16 protein-coding genes are annotated in these 13,573 nt (G+C 74.5%); 8 read left to right on the plus strand and 8 right to left on the minus strand.

The annotated features are described in order from the left end of the window. The first annotated feature begins 82 nt into the window (after nucleotides 1–82). The 3 genes from ACIPSC_RS23620 to ACIPSC_RS23630 all read left to right on the plus strand — a co-directional run bounded on the left by ACIPSC_RS23620 (nucleotide 83) and on the right by ACIPSC_RS23630 (nucleotide 2,885). A complete protein-coding gene (locus tag ACIPSC_RS23620) occupies nucleotides 83–1,090 on the plus strand; it encodes an SPFH domain-containing protein (RefSeq protein WP_400828071.1) in 1,008 nt (335 codons plus the stop codon). After that, a complete protein-coding gene (locus ACIPSC_RS23625; protein WP_400828072.1) occupies nucleotides 1,087–2,034 on the plus strand; it encodes a hypothetical protein in 948 nt (315 codons plus the stop codon). Before ACIPSC_RS23620 ends, ACIPSC_RS23625 begins: the two co-directional genes overlap by 4 nt. A gap of 197 nt (nucleotides 2,035–2,231) precedes the next feature. Then, a complete protein-coding gene (locus ACIPSC_RS23630; protein ID WP_400828073.1) occupies nucleotides 2,232–2,885 on the plus strand; it encodes an HAD family acid phosphatase in 654 nt (217 codons plus the stop codon). A 67-nt stretch (nucleotides 2,886–2,952) separates the two neighbouring features. On the opposite strand, the gene ACIPSC_RS23635 is transcribed toward ACIPSC_RS23630, so the two are convergent. The 3 genes from ACIPSC_RS23635 to map all read right to left on the minus strand — a co-directional run bounded on the left by ACIPSC_RS23635 (nucleotide 2,953) and on the right by map (nucleotide 5,767). Beyond that, entirely contained in the window at nucleotides 2,953–4,302 is a 1,350-nt protein-coding gene (locus ACIPSC_RS23635) for a DUF2254 domain-containing protein (RefSeq protein WP_400828074.1), read from the minus strand. 182 nt (nucleotides 4,303–4,484) lie between these two features. Continuing rightward, nucleotides 4,485–4,907 (minus strand): acyl-CoA thioesterase, encoded by a 423-nt coding sequence (locus ACIPSC_RS23640; protein WP_400828075.1) that lies wholly within the window; start codon nucleotides 4,905–4,907, stop codon nucleotides 4,485–4,487. Nucleotides 4,908–4,999: 92 nt separating this feature from the next. Next, nucleotides 5,000–5,767: a type I methionyl aminopeptidase gene (gene map / locus ACIPSC_RS23645; protein ID WP_400828076.1), complete on the minus strand. Its 768-nt coding sequence runs from the start codon at nucleotides 5,765–5,767 to the stop codon at nucleotides 5,000–5,002. A 172-nt stretch (nucleotides 5,768–5,939) separates the two neighbouring features. Between map and ACIPSC_RS23650 the strand changes: the two genes are divergently transcribed. Further along, a complete protein-coding gene (locus ACIPSC_RS23650; RefSeq protein ID WP_400828077.1) occupies nucleotides 5,940–6,209 on the plus strand; it encodes a helix-turn-helix domain-containing protein in 270 nt (89 codons plus the stop codon). Between the two features lie 20 nt (nucleotides 6,210–6,229). On the opposite strand, the gene ACIPSC_RS23655 is transcribed toward ACIPSC_RS23650, so the two are convergent. Beyond that, nucleotides 6,230–7,159, minus strand: a complete 930-nt coding sequence (locus ACIPSC_RS23655; RefSeq protein ID WP_400828078.1) for a helix-turn-helix transcriptional regulator — start codon at nucleotides 7,157–7,159, stop codon at nucleotides 6,230–6,232. Between the two features lie 169 nt (nucleotides 7,160–7,328). Here ACIPSC_RS23655 and ACIPSC_RS23660 point away from each other — a divergent pair, with 169 nt between their 5' ends. Continuing rightward, complete coding sequence (locus ACIPSC_RS23660) at nucleotides 7,329–7,895, plus strand: NIPSNAP family protein (protein ID WP_400828079.1); 567 nt, start codon at nucleotides 7,329–7,331, stop codon at nucleotides 7,893–7,895. Between the two features lie 42 nt (nucleotides 7,896–7,937). Here the strand turns inward: ACIPSC_RS23660 and ACIPSC_RS23665 are convergent, their stop codons facing one another. The 3 genes from ACIPSC_RS23665 to ACIPSC_RS23675 form a co-directional block, all read right to left on the minus strand. Next, nucleotides 7,938–8,405 (minus strand): ATP-binding protein, encoded by a 468-nt coding sequence (locus ACIPSC_RS23665; RefSeq protein ID WP_400828080.1) that lies wholly within the window; start codon nucleotides 8,403–8,405, stop codon nucleotides 7,938–7,940. Between the two features lie 112 nt (nucleotides 8,406–8,517). After that, entirely contained in the window at nucleotides 8,518–8,964 is a 447-nt protein-coding gene (locus ACIPSC_RS23670; RefSeq protein ID WP_400828082.1) for an STAS domain-containing protein, read from the minus strand. A 208-nt stretch (nucleotides 8,965–9,172) separates the two neighbouring features. Beyond that, the gene (locus ACIPSC_RS23675) at nucleotides 9,173–10,075 is read right to left on the minus strand and encodes an RNA polymerase sigma factor SigF (RefSeq protein ID WP_400828083.1); all 903 of its coding nucleotides are present in this window, start codon (nucleotides 10,073–10,075) and stop codon (nucleotides 9,173–9,175) included. Between the two features lie 277 nt (nucleotides 10,076–10,352). Here ACIPSC_RS23675 and ACIPSC_RS23680 point away from each other — a divergent pair, with 277 nt between their 5' ends. From ACIPSC_RS23680 to ACIPSC_RS23690, 3 genes are all read left to right on the plus strand, one after another. Then, nucleotides 10,353–10,787, plus strand: a complete 435-nt coding sequence (locus tag ACIPSC_RS23680; protein ID WP_400828084.1) for an SRPBCC family protein — start codon at nucleotides 10,353–10,355, stop codon at nucleotides 10,785–10,787. A gap of 124 nt (nucleotides 10,788–10,911) precedes the next feature. Then, nucleotides 10,912–11,307: an SsgA family sporulation/cell division regulator gene (locus tag ACIPSC_RS23685; protein WP_400828085.1), complete on the plus strand. Its 396-nt coding sequence runs from the start codon at nucleotides 10,912–10,914 to the stop codon at nucleotides 11,305–11,307. Nucleotides 11,308–11,328: 21 nt separating this feature from the next. Next, nucleotides 11,329–12,441, plus strand: a complete 1,113-nt coding sequence (locus tag ACIPSC_RS23690) for a mechanosensitive ion channel family protein (RefSeq protein ID WP_400828086.1) — start codon at nucleotides 11,329–11,331, stop codon at nucleotides 12,439–12,441. Between the two features lie 141 nt (nucleotides 12,442–12,582). On the opposite strand, the gene ACIPSC_RS23695 is transcribed toward ACIPSC_RS23690, so the two are convergent. Next, nucleotides 12,583–13,344 (minus strand): SDR family NAD(P)-dependent oxidoreductase, encoded by a 762-nt coding sequence (locus ACIPSC_RS23695; protein ID WP_400828087.1) that lies wholly within the window; start codon nucleotides 13,342–13,344, stop codon nucleotides 12,583–12,585. Nucleotides 13,345–13,573: the final 229 nt, after the last annotated feature.

Here is a 13,573-nt window from a genome sequence, read left to right on the forward strand (position 1 = left end):
TGTACCGGCCAGCACTTTTCGTCATCTTGACGATAGTGGCGGCCGCCCAATATCGTCTGACTGACGAAAAGAGGTGCCTCCCATGGCCGACATCACCCGCCGCTTCGGACTGCGCCATCTGCGTGCCGCCCCCACCGCCCACATCCGCCACCTGAACCGCGGCAAGGTCGCCCACGACGGCACCGGCCTGGCGTTCTGGTTCCGCCCGCTCAGCGCCGCGCTCTCCGAGGTGCCGGTGGACGACCGCGAACTGGCGATGCTCTTCCACGCCCGGACCTCCGACTTCCAGGACGTCACCGTCCAGGCCACGCTGACCTACCGGATCACCGAGCCCGCCACCGCCGCGGTCCGCGTCGACTTCGGGATCGACCCCGACACCGGCGCCTGGCGCGCCGCCCCGCTCGACCAGATCGCCACCCTGCTCACCGAGACCGCCCAGCAGCACGCGCTCGGCCTGCTCGCCCGCACCCCGCTGGCCGCCGCCCTGGTCGACGGCGTCAGCACCGTCCGCGACCGGATGGCCGCCGGGCTCGCCGCCGAACCGCGGATCACCGAGACCGGACTCGCCGTCATCGCCGTCCGCGTCGTCGCACTGCGCCCCGAGCCCGAGGTGGAGCGGGCGCTGCGCACCCCCGCCCGCGAGCTGGTCCAGCAGGAGGCCGACCGGGCGACCTTCGAGCGGCGGGCGGTGGCCGTCGAGCACGAGCGCGGCATCGCCGAGAACGAGCTCGCCAACCAGATCGAACTCGCCCGCCGGGAAAAGGAGTTGATCACCCAGCGGGGCGCCAACGCCCGGCTCCGGGCCGAGGACGAGGCGGTCGCCGACCGGGTCCGCACCGAGGCCGAGGCGGAGCGCCGCACCCGGCTCGCCACCGCCGAGGCCGACGCCGCACGCGCCCTCGGCGACGCCAAGGCCGCCGCCGAGGGAGCCTGGCTGACCGCCCACCAGCAGGCCGACCCGGCCGTGTTGCGGGCGCTCGCGCTGATGCGGCTGGCCGAGCACCTCCCCCGGATCGACAGCGTCACCCTCTCCCCGGACGTCGTCACCGGACTGCTCGCCAAGCTCGCCGGCGGCGGGGGCGAGCGGTGAGCCTCGCACCGCGGGCCGTCCTCGTCCACCGCCGCACCGAGTACGAGGAGTTGATCGCCCACCACGGCACTCCGGGGCAGGCCGCCTTCTTCCTCTCCTCGCGCGGACGCTCCGTCGCGGAGGTCGAGCAGCGCCACCGGCGCCAGGCCGAGGCCCTGGCCCGGGCCGCCGCCGCCGTCCCGCTGGACTGGCGGCGCACCCGGGTCGAGCGCGCGGACCTGCCGCGGTTCCTCTTCGAGCCGGGGGACGTGGTGGTCGTGGTCGGCCAGGACGGCCTGGTCGCGAACGTCGCCAAGTACCTCGACGGCCAGCCGGTGATCGGCGTGGACGCCGACCCGGGCCGCAACCCCGGCGTGCTGGTCCGCCACCGGGCCGACGCGCTGCCGGCCCTCCTGCCGGCCGCCGCGCACCGCGGCGCCGACCGGCACGTGGAGGAGCGGACCATGGTCGAGGCGGTGGCGGACGACACCCAGCGGCTGCTGGCGCTCAACGAGGTGTACGTCGGCCGGCCGGGGCACCAGACGGCGCGGTACCGGCTCTCGGTGGCGGGCAGCACGCCCCAAGGGCCGGGCGCCGGCGGCCCGGCAGGCGCCGGCGGCCCGGCGGACGAGGCGCAGGCCTCCTCCGGCGTGCTGATCGGCACCGGGACCGGGGCCACCGGCTGGTGCCGCTCCGCCTGGCTGGAGCGCGGCAGCCCGCTCCCCCTGCCCGGGTCGACCGCGCCCGCCCTCGCCTGGTTCGTCCGGGAGGCCTGGCCCTCGCCCGCCACCGGCACCAGCCGGGTCCACGGACTGCTCGACGCCGAGCAGCAGTTGGTCCTCACCGTCGAGTCCGACCACCTGGTCGCCTTCGGCGACGGCATCGAGAGCGACGCGCTGGAGCTCAGCTGGGGTCAGACCGTCCGCGTGGGCGTCTCGGCCACCCGGCTCCGGCTGATGGGCTGAGCTCCGGCCCACCGCGATCCTCCGCCCGGAGGGGTGCGGAGCCGCTCCCGGTGTTCACACGCCGGATGCACAGAAGATTGTTACCTGCTGGTAAGCAGCACGGCCCTGTTGTCCTTCCCCGCGGTGTGTCACATTCGCCATGTCCGCGTCGTCGAACATGCGCGCGGGCTCCCGACACCACGACAGAAGGGCTCCCGATGGCAGGAATCAGCAAGGCCGGCAGAGCAGCGCTCCCCGTGGCCCTGGCCGGCGTGTTCGTCGCGGGCCTGGCCTCCCCCGCGACCGCCGCCCCCGCCCGGCCGGCGCCCGCCGTCGCACAGGCCGCCGTCGCGCAGGCCGCCGCCGCCCGCGCCGCCGCCACCGTGACGGAGAGCCAGTGGCTGGCCGACGTCGGGACGTCCCTCGCCGGGGCCCGCAGCTACGTCGAGCAGCGCACCTCCGGTGCCAACGCGGCCGTCCGCCCGGCCATCGTGTTCGACATCGACAACACGACGCTCCAGACGCACTTCCACCCCTTCAGCCAGCCCGCGGTCGGCCCGTCCCTCGACCTGGCCACCTACGCGCACTCGCGCGGCGTCGCGGTCATCTTCGTCACCGCCCGCCCGGACTTCATCGACTCGCTGACCCGCTGCGCGCTCCAGCGCGCCGGCTACCCGGTGGACGGCCTGCACGGCCGCGACTTCGGCGACCTCTTCCAGCCGGTGCAGGAGTTCAAGACCGCCCAGCGCGCCGAGGTCGAGCTGGAGGGCTACACCGTCATCGCCAACGTCGGCAACAACACCACCGACCTGACGGGCGGCCACGCCGAGCGGACCTTCAAGCTCCCCGACTACGACGGCCTGCTCTCCTAGGGCCTGCCTCAGGCCTCCATGCCGGGGTCCTGACGTCGCGTCCGGCGCCGCCACGCCGGACGCGACGTCAGGGCCGCCCGGCGGCCCGGCTCGCGTGGACGGCGAGGACCGCCAGGTAGCGGCGGTGGACGTCCTCCCGGTCGGCCGGCTCGGGCACCGACTCCGCGCCCAGCCGGTCGATCATCGCCGCCTGGCGGAGCAGCACCTCGCGCTGCGCCTCGGTCGTGGTCTCCACCATGATCTCCGCCAGCGCGTCGAGCTGGCGGATCAGCACGGCGGGCATGCCCTGGGCGGTCTGCCGGATCTTCTCGAACGCGCGCTCCACCAGCCGTTCGTAGCTCACCGGGGCGGCGATCACCCGGATGTGGCCGGCCGCGTCCCGGTGCACCGGGTCCGGATGCCAGCGGGAGGCGATCCGGCACAGCCCCTCACCCAGCCAGTCGATGCAGGTCAGGGTGGTGAAGGTGTCGTTCACCGCGGTGGACAGCGCCCGGATCGCGATCTCCACCAGCTGGTCCACCGCGAAGGCGATGTCCTGGGCGAGCGTCCTGGTCGGGCCGGTGATGTGGGCGCGGGCGAAGCTCCTGGTCACCTCCGCCGCCGCCGTGGCGGGCCAGACCGTGGCGAGCTGGTGCCCCTGCACCAGGAAGTGCCCCGGCCGGTGGTCCAGCCGGATGACGGCGTCGAGCTCGGTCGCCATCCGGACCAGCGTCCGGTGCCGGACGAACTGCAGGTAGCCGCTGGCCGGCGCGGGGACAGCCGCCCCGGACGCGTCGAGCCGGGCGTGCAGCTCGGCCGCCGTGGGCCCCCGCTCGACCCCGCCGACCGGCACGGGCTCGCCCGCACCCGCCTCGATCGCCGCCGACAGCTCCGCGGCGATGCTCGCGATGACCCGGGGCAGCTGGATCGAGGTCGCGATGTGGTGGATGAAGTAGATCAGCACCCCGAGGTCGGCCAGCACCAGGACCATGCAGACCGTGATGGACAGGTGCGGGACGAACTCGCCGACCGACGAGGGGCCGATCACCACCAGGGCCAGGACGGCGTAGAAGAAGGTCCCCACGAAGGTGCCCAGGGTCAGCTGGGTGGTGCGGTCGCGGATGAAGGTCCGCAGCATCCGCGGGCCGAACTGGGTGGAGGCCAGCGTCAGCGTCACGATCATGATCGAGAACACCACGCCGACCACGGTGATCAGCGCCGCCGCGATGGCGGCGAGGATCTGGCGGGCGGCGTCGGCGGTGCCGCTGATCACCCAGCCCGGCAGCACCAGCTCTCCGCGGTGGGCCGCGCGGTCCACGGACCAGGTGACCAGGAACAGCAGCCCGGCGAGCAGCACCTCCAGCATCGGCACCACCCACAGGTTGGTCCGCAGTGCCTCCCGGCGCCACTGCGCCTCCAGGTGGACCCCACCGATCACCTCGCCCGCCTCCCGTCGCCGCGCACCGGCCCGCCGAGACGCATGCTCTCGCACGCGTCGGCCGATCGGGCGGTACCCACCCGCCGGGTCACCCGCCCGGACGGCACCGCGCCGGGGGCGGCGGGCGGCGGCGTCCGGGCGGCGGCTTCCGGGCAGGGCCGTCGGCGAGGGCGCCCGGAGGCTCAGAGCCCGAGCAGCCCCGGGTCCGACGCCAGCGCGGTCATCGGCTCCCGCGCGTCCGCGACCAGCCGCCGCTGCGCCAGGTCCAGGAACCCGCCCACGCAGGTCACCTCGGCGGCACGGACGCCGTCGGCCCGGGTGATGGTCTGCGCGACCCGGAAGGTCTTGCCCTCGGCCCAGACGAACCGGCAGCTCACGTCCACCTCGTCACCCGCGCGCAGCTCCCGCAGGTACTTGACGGTGGTCTCCAGCACCACCGGTCCGACCCCCTTGGCCAGCAGATCCGCCTGACGCACGCCGGCCGCCTGGAGCAGCTCCCACCGGGCGTGCTCGGCGTACTGGAGGTACACCGCCTGGTTGAGGTGGCCCTGCGCGTCGGTCTCGTAGCCGCGGACGGTGACACGCACCGCGAAGTCCTTGTCCATGGCTCGCACGCTACTCCCGGCGACCGACGAACCGCTCGTGGCACCGGTCACGGTCTCCCCGGGAGACCCCGGGTGCGGAGGAGGGGAATCGGCTACGGCAGGGTGAGGATGCGCGGACCGTCCTCGGTGATCGCCACCGTGTGCTCGACGTGTGCCGCCCGGGCGCCGTCGGCGGTGCGCAGGGTCCAGCCGTCCGGGTCGGTGCGGTGGTCGTCCCGGCCGCCGGCGATGAGCATCGGCTCGATCGCCAGCACCAGCCCCGGCCGCAGCGGGTAACCCCGGCCCGGGCGGCCCTCGTTGGGGACGTGTGGGTCCTCGTGCATCCGCCGCCCGATGCCGTGGCCACCGAACCCCGCCAGCAGCCCGTACCGGGCCCCGCGCGCCACGCGGGCGACGGCGTGCCCGATGTCACCGAGCCGGTTGCCGACCACGGCCGCGGCGATCCCGGCCTCCAGCGCCCGCTCGGCGGTCTCGATCAGTCGCACGTCCGCCTCCGCCGGCGCCCCCACCGTGAAGCTGACCGCCGCGTCACCGGCCCAGCCGTCCAGCACTGCACCGCAGTCGATGCTCACCAGGTCCCCGTCGCGCAGCCGGTGACCGTCCGGGATGCCGTGCACCACGGCGTCGTTGACGGAGGCGCAGATCACCGCCGGGAACGGCACCGGCGCGAAGGCCGGCCGGTAGCCGAGGAACGGCGAGCTCGCCCCGGCCTTCCGCAGCACCTCGCGCGCCACCTCGTCCAGCTCCAGCAGGCTCACCCCGACCGCGGCCGCCCCCCGCACGGCGGCCAGGGCGTCCGCGACCACCCTCCCCGCCTCACGCATCGCCGCAAGCGCCGACTCCGACTTCAGCTCCACCATGCCGCTCCCCTTCCGAGCCCGGAACCAATTCTTATACCGGTATTTGTATCACGGTCGAGGAGGCTTGAGCGGGGGCGCAGCGGGGCGGGCGCACGGAGGGCTCGGCGCGAGCGGTCACGTGCGCGGGCGGAGGGGCGGCGGAAGCGGGCGCGCCGGCATTAGGATCGACGACATGGTGAGGACCCCGCTGACCCCCTGGGAGCGCGAGCGCGGCGAGCGCTTCGGCGCGCTACTGCGCGAGGCGCGCGGTACGCGCTCGATGGTCGAGATCGCCGCCGCGGCCGGCATCTCCTCCGAGACCCTCCGCAAGATCGAGACCGGCCGCGCCCCCACGCCCTCCTTCTTCACGATCGCCGCCCTCGCCTACGCCCTCGACCTCTCCCTCGACGAGCTGGCCGCCACCTGCGCGGAGCCGAACGACGACGAGGCCCTGTCCGCCTAGGTCCTGTCCGGCCGGGGGCGTCAGCTGCCGTAGCGGGCGGCGAGGGTGCGGGTCGTCTCGGCGATGCGGTGGCGGAGTTCCGGCGGTGCGACGACCTCGATGTCGGTGCCCAGCCGCAGGAACTCGCCGTGGGCGTGGTCGATCGATTCGATGGGCACCCGGGCCTCCGTCCATCCGTCGCCCCGGGGTGTGACGCCGAGGCGGCGGGCGCCCTCCGGGGTGAGCCGGACCAGGGCCTCCCCGGTGTGCAGCCGGGCCCGGAAGTCGGCCAGGTGGCGGCGCCAGTGCGCGGCCAGCCCGAAGCCCTCCGGGACGGTGAACTCCTCTTCCAGGGAGTGGAGTTCGATGATCTGGTCGACCCGGTAGGTGCGGATTCCGGACGGGCCGCCGGCGACCAGGTACCAGCGGCCGGCCTTGAGCACGAGCCCGTACGGCTCGACCCGCCGCTCGATCTCCTCCGGCGCGCGCCAGCGCCGGTACTGCAGCACCACCGCCCGCCGTGACCACACTGCGGCGGCGACGGCGGCGAGGTGCGGCGTCCGGCCGGCGTCGCCGTACCAGCCGGGGGCGTCGAGCAGGAAGCGCTCCTGGATCCGGCCGGAATGCTCGCGCAGCTCCGCCGGGAGGGCCGCCCGGAGCTTGAGCTGGGCGGTGGCGAGCGCCTCACCGAGGCCGAGCTCGGCGGCGGCCCCGGGGAGCGCGGCGAGGAACGCGGCCTGCGCCTCGTCCGCGGTCAGCCCGGTGAGGCGGGTCCGGTAGCCGGCGACCAACCGGTAGCCGCCTGCGTGTCCGGCGGCGCCGTAGAGCGGGATGCCGGCGGCGGCGAGCGCGTCGACGTCCCGGTAGACCGTCCGGACGGAGACCTCCAGCTCCCCGGCCAGCTCCCGGGCCGTCATCCGGCCCCGGTTCTGGAGCAGCAGAAGCAGGGTGACCAGCCGGCTCGCGCGCATGCCGCCCAGTATCCACTGACAGGGGATGTCAGTGGAGCGCCCCTAACCTGCGTCGCATGGACGACTTCGACTTCCTGCACGGCCCCTGCGACGCGGCCGGCCGCCCTCTCACCCCACCGCCGGTCCCCCACCGGACCACGGACCCGACCCGCGCCGGGGAGGCCGGCGCATGAGCATCGTCGAACTGCGGCAGTACACCCTGCACCCCGGTGCCCGGGAGACGCTGGTCGAGCTGTTCGAGCGCGAGTTCGTCGCCGGCCAGCAGGCGGTCGGCATCACGGTCGGCGGCCGGTTCCGCGACCTCGACGACCCCGACCGCTTCGTCTGGCTGCGCGCGTTCCCCGACATGGTGCACCGCCGGCGTGCGCTGGAGGCGTTCTACACCGGCCCGCTCTGGCGGCGGCACCGCGACACGGCCAACGCGACCATGGTCGACAGTGACGACGTCCTGCTGCTGCGCGGCCCGGGCTTCGCACCGGAGCCGGGCGCCCGCGAGGTGGTCGTGACGATCTGCCGGCCGTCCGACGCGGCCGCCTTCGACGCGTACGCCGCCCGGCACCTGGGCCCGGGCCATGCGCTGCACCGGACCGAGCACGCGGAGAACGACTACCCGCTGCTGCCCGTCCGCACGGGCGAGGACGTCCGGGTCTGGTTCGGTCCGGCCACGCCGCCGCCGTGGCCGAGCCGGCGCCTGCGGCTGGAGCCCGTGACGGGTGCGGCAGCACCGGCCCCGTAGCAGGTGCGACGGGCCCCGTGGCGGCGGTCGGGGCCTCGCGCGTCAGCTGCCCGGGCGTGCGGGCAGTGTGTCGATCTCGGCCCAGACCGTCTTGCCGTCGCCGTCGGACAGCGCGCCCCAACGGGTCGCCGCCCGCTGGACGATGAAGAGCCCGTGCCCGCCGGGCAGTCCCGGGCGGTGCGGCCGGCGCGGCTCGGGCAGGGCGGTCGACCGGTCGCTGACCTCGATCCGCAGGCGCGCCTGCGAGGCGTCGAGGACCAGGTCCACGGGGCCGCCGGCGTGCAGCATGGCATTGGCGACCAGTTCGGCGACGAGGAGCACGATGTCGTCGGCGCCGGCGGCGCTCACCGGCCACGACCAGTCGGCGACGGCCTGCACGGTGTACGCCCGGGCACGGGCGACGGGCTTCGGCAGCCCGGCCAGGTGCAGGCGCCGGCGCTGTCCGCCGGGCGGCAGCGTGGGACCGGTGCCCGGCCGGTCGTCGTCCAGGGTTGCCCGGCTGGTCGTCATGAGCGGGTTCCCCTTCGGATTCGGCAGCTCTGGTTCCGCTTCGCCTGCTCGGTTGCCCGGCCGTCGCCGGATCATGCGTGCCCACTCGTGACCGCCGCCCGGGGGCGGGTGGTCAGAGCGGTGCGGCGAGCGCGGCGTCCAGCGACGGGTGGACCGAGAACACGGTGTCGGCGCAGGTCAGTTCCAGCAGGCGCTGCACCGTGGCGGAGGGCGCCGCGAGGCGGAACCCCACGTCCGCCGCGGCGGCCGCCATCCTGGTCTGCAGCAGCAGGTTCAGGCCGGAGGAGTCGCAGAAGGCGACGCGTCCGAGGTCGACGACGAGCAGCGGCGGATGCTGCTCCACCAGGTCGTCGAGCGTGTTCCTGGCGGGTTCCAGGGTCTCGATGTCGAGGTCGCCCGCCAGCGTGCAGACGGCCGCCCGGGTGTCGGTGTGCCGGGTGTGGACGACCAGGTCGGGCGCGGACCGGGCGCTCGCCGGCCAGGAGGGCTCGTCGGGGCCGGTGGCCGGCGGCACGGTGGCGGGCTCGTTCTCAGCGGGCATCGTCTTCTCGGCTGGCATCGTCGTCGTGTTCCCCTCCACGGGTCTGCTCCACGAGCCTACGCACGCCGCCCGGGGTGCGGCCAGACCTCGGGTGGCGTGCGTGGCGTCGTATGTGGTCCCGGCCCGGCGCCGGGGCGCGTCGGTTCGGTCGACGCGGCCCGGCGCCGGGGCGCCGCGTCCGTTCCGGGCGGCCGCGTCGCGTGAACTCCGGTGCCGTACTGCCGGTTCAGGTGGCGCTGAGCCCCGCGCGCAGCTTCTTCAGCGTGCGGCTGAGGAGACGGGAGACGTGCATCTGGGACAGCCCGAGGCGGTCGCCGATCTGGGACTGGGTCAGATCCTCGCCGAAGCGCATGGAAAGGATGAGCCGGTCCCGTTCGGGCAGCTCGGCGATGAGGGGCTTGAGGGCGATCAGGTTCTCGATCGCGGCGAACCTCGGGTCCTCCCGGCCGAGGCGCTGGGCGAGCGGGCTCGGGTCGTCGTCCTGGCCGTCGGCCGACGGGGCGTCCAGGGATCCGGCGGTGTGGCCGTTGGCGGCCGCCAGCCCCTCGACCACCTCCTCCTCCGGCAGGTCGAGGTGTCCGGCGAGCTCGGCGACGGTCGGCGAGCGGCCGAGACGCTGGAACAGCACGTCACGGGCCCTGGCGAGGGTGATGCGCAGCTCCTGGAGCCGGCGCGGCACATGGACGGCCCAGGTGGTGTCGCGGAAGTGGCGGCGGATCTCGCCGAGGATGGTCGGCACGGCGAAGGTGGTGAACTCCACCCCGTGGCCGGGGTCGAAACGGTCGATCGCCTTGATCAGGCCGAGCGAGCCGACCTGTATCAAGTCCTCCTCGGGCTCCTGACGGTTGCCCACCCGGCGGATCACGAACCGCACCAGGGACAGGTTGAGCTCGATGAGCGTGGCCCGCACGTAGGAGTACTCGCGGGTGCCCTCCTCCAGCGTCGCGAGCCGGGCCAGCAGGACGCGGGTCAGCTCGCGCGCGTCACCGGGCGCGACCTGCCGCGAGTCCTGGATGCCGTCGAGCTCCGGGGCGAGGGCATGGAGGGTGCCCGGCGAGTCGACCGCCGAGGCCTCGTCCGGGGCCGGGGCTGTCGCGCGGTGGAGGAGTTCGTCACTGGTCGTGGCCATGTCGGTCCTTTCCCCTCGGCGTACGGTCCGTCCCCGGGTACCCCCGGAGGCCGGCTCCATGTCCCCTCCCGCTGTGAGGGTTGTGTGAACGGCCGCACGGGCGGTCGGCCGGACGTACGCCGCGGGGTGCGGGGCGGACGTGGGCGGAACTCGCCGTGCATGCCCGGCGGGGATCGGGGCACGCGGACAGCCGGGCCGCCGCACGGGCGGCGGCATCGAGGGACAGCGCGGGACAGCGGGGCATCGGAAGCAGCTACCGGAGGTCGAGGAGGAGACGATGGGACGGATCGAGGAGTCGGTCGAGGTGGCGGCGCCGCTCGGCGAGGTCTACCGGCAGTGGGTCCGGTGCGAGGACTTCCCGCGCTTCATGCGCGGCGTGGTGAGCGTCGACGTGTCCGGGCCCGAGGGCAGCAGCTGGGTGATCGAAACCGCGGGCGGCCGGCGGCACTTCGAGGCCGTGACGACGGAAGTCGTCGAAGGCGAACGGGTGGCCTGGGACGGCGGAGGCGGCCCGGTGCGCCACAGCGGCGTGGTCACCTTCCACTCCGTGGACGACCGGACGACCCGGGTGATGCTCCAGCTGGAGACCGAACCGCAGGGGCTCTGGGAGCACCTCGCCGAGGTGCTCGGCTTCGTGGACCGCCGTGTCATCGACGACCTGAACGACTTCAAGCGCCACGTCGAGCAGGACGACGGACCGGCCGCCGCCTGAACGGGCTTCCGCCCGGCCGAAACGCCGGCCCGAGAACCGGCCCGAAGAGCCCGACCGAAGAACCGGACCGAACAACCCGACCGAAGAGCCCGACCGAACAACCCGGGAAAGGGGAACCCCCACCATGGAACATCTCACCACCCGGATCACCATGCGCCTGGTGACCGGCGACGAGGACAGCCGGGACCTGCAGGTCGACTGGTCCTACCGGACCGACGATCCCCACGCGATCACCCTGGACTTCGACTCCTACCAGGCGGATGCGGTCTGGACGCTCTCGCGGGACCTGCTCATCGCCGGACTGGACGCGCCCGCGGGCGAAGGAGACGTCCACATCGAGCTCTTCGACGAGACCCGGATGCTGATCGCCCTCGGCGGTACCGACGGCATCGCCCTGCTCGCCGCCTCCGCCGAAGCGGTCGCCCGGTTCCTGGCCGGTACCACCCGCCTCGTCCCGCCCGGCCTCGAACACACCCGGATCGACTGGGACCAGGGACTGAAGGACCTGCTGGCCGCCTGACCCCGGAGAGGAGAGCCGGACATGTGGTGGAGTCTGCTCCGCCTCGCCACCGTGGGCGCCGCAGCCGCCCTCTTCACCTACGGCCTCGACCGGACGGCGCAGGTGGTGGCGCGGCGGCTGGCGGCCCCCGGCAGCGGCACCGGCATCCCGGACCTGGTCCACCGGTGCCGCCGCCCGGTCCTGGCGCTGACGGCGTGCCTCCTGCTCGCCGCCGCGCAGCCGTGGGTCGACGCGCCGCCCGCCGCCCGCGACGGCCTGCGGCACCTGGCCGTGATCCTCGCCATCGCCTCCGGCGGCTGGCTGTGCGCCCGCCTGGTGGCGCTGCTCGTGGACGGCGCCGTCCGGCTCGCCGTGCACCGCCGCGAACCGGCGTGGGCCGGCCGTGCCCGGACCCAGGCGAGCCTGCTCGGCCGGATCGGCCAGGCGTTCGTCGCCGTGGCGACCCTGGGGGCCGTCCTGATGACCTTCCCGGCGGTCCGCGGCGTCGGGACGAGCCTGCTGGCCTCCGCCGGGCTGGTCGGCGTGGCGGCGGGCGTGGCGGCCCAGAGCACGCTCGCCAACGTCTTCGCCGGGGTGCAGATGGCCTTCGGCGATCTGGCCCGGATCGGTGACGTCGTCGTGGTGGCCGGCGAGTGGGGGACGGTGGAGGAGATCACCCTGACGGCCGTGGTGATCGCGACCTGGGACCAGCGGCGGCTGGTGATGCCGATGTCGTACTTCGTCGGCCGCCCGTTCGAGAACTGGTCCCGCCGGACCAGCCGGATCACCGGCACGGCGCTGCTCCACCTCGACCACCACGCCCCGGTCGGGCTGCTGCGGGAGGAGTTCGAGGACTTCCTCGCCAAGAGCGAGCTGTGGGACGGTGAGGGCAGCGCACTCCAGGTGGTCGACACCACCCCCACCACCATCGTCGTCCGGGCGCTGGCCACGGCGGCCAACGCCGACGACGCGTTCGAACTCCGCTGCCGGCTGCGCGAGCACCTCGTCGCGCACCTGCGTGACCACCACCCCCATGCCCTGCCCCGCCTCCCCGTGGGCGAGGCGCCCGGGCGGCACCCGGACGTCCCCGGAGGGCCGCCGGACGGGGCGGCCGTGAACGGGGGCATCGGCCGTGAACGGGGGCGACGGCCGTGAACGGGGGCGACGGCCGTGAACGGGCAGGCGCCGCAGCGCGGGTGCAGCGGCGGGGCCGCGGCCCGGCGGTCCCGCGGCCGGGGACCGTGCGGCCGGATCCCCGAACCGGCCGCACGGCACCGCCGCCGCCAGGGCCTGTCTTCAGGCCGTGACGCCGCCGTCGAGGACGAGATCGGCGCCGACGGTGAAGGCCGACTCCGGGGAGGCGAGGTGGAGCACGGCGGCGGCGATCTCCTCGACCGTGCCGGCGCGGCCGGCCGGGACCTGTGCCCTCATGCGGTCGGCCTTCTCCGCGGCGTTCTCGCCGGGGCGGCTGGACATGGTGGTGTCGACCGGACCGGGGCTGACCGAGTTGATCCGGACGCCGTCGGCGATGTGGTCGCGGGCGGCGGCGCGGGTGAGGGTGGCGACCGCCGCCTTGGTGACGGCGTAGGCGCCCAGGTCGGCCAGGCGCAGATGGGTGCCGAGGTTGGAGGAGATGTTGACGATGGCGCCCCCGCCGTTCGCCCGCATGTGGGTGATCTGGTGCTTCATGGCGAGCCAGGTGCCGGTGAGGTTGGTGTCGATCAGGCGCTGCCAGTCCTGCTCGTCGGTGTCGGCGATCGGGCCGGGTGTGCCCAGGATGCCGGCGTTGTTGACGGCGACGTCGAGGCCGCCGAACTGCTCGACGGTCGTGCGGACCAGCCGGGCGGCATCCTCGCCGTCGGCGACGTCCCCGACGACGGCCAGGGCCTTGCCGCCCTCCTCCTCGATCAGCCGGACGGTCTCGGCGAGCGAGGACCCGGTGCGGCCGGCCACGGCGACCCGGGCGCCCTCGCGGGCGAAGGCCAGGGCGGTGGCGCGGCCGATGCCGCTGCCGGCGCCGGTGACGAGGACGGAACGGTCGGCGAAACGCGTGGTCATGCGGAGCACTCCTCTGTGCGGTCTGCCTCAGGGGCTGAGTCTGTGTCTGGGGGTGGATCTGTGCGGGGGGTGGATCTGTGTCCGGGGTGGAGCGACCGCGGCTGCGGCCAGGGCGGATTCCGGTCGTGAACGGATCGAATTGACGCCACCTCTCGGCGATCGCCGCCTATATTGACCGTTCGATCCAGAAAGAGGGCAGCAGAGTGCGCCGACCCCGGGCGACCGCCGA

Origin of the sequence: Kitasatospora sp. NPDC090091 (genome assembly GCF_044747365.1) — a bacterium.
Lineage (GTDB): Bacteria > Actinomycetota > Actinomycetes > Streptomycetales > Streptomycetaceae > Kitasatospora.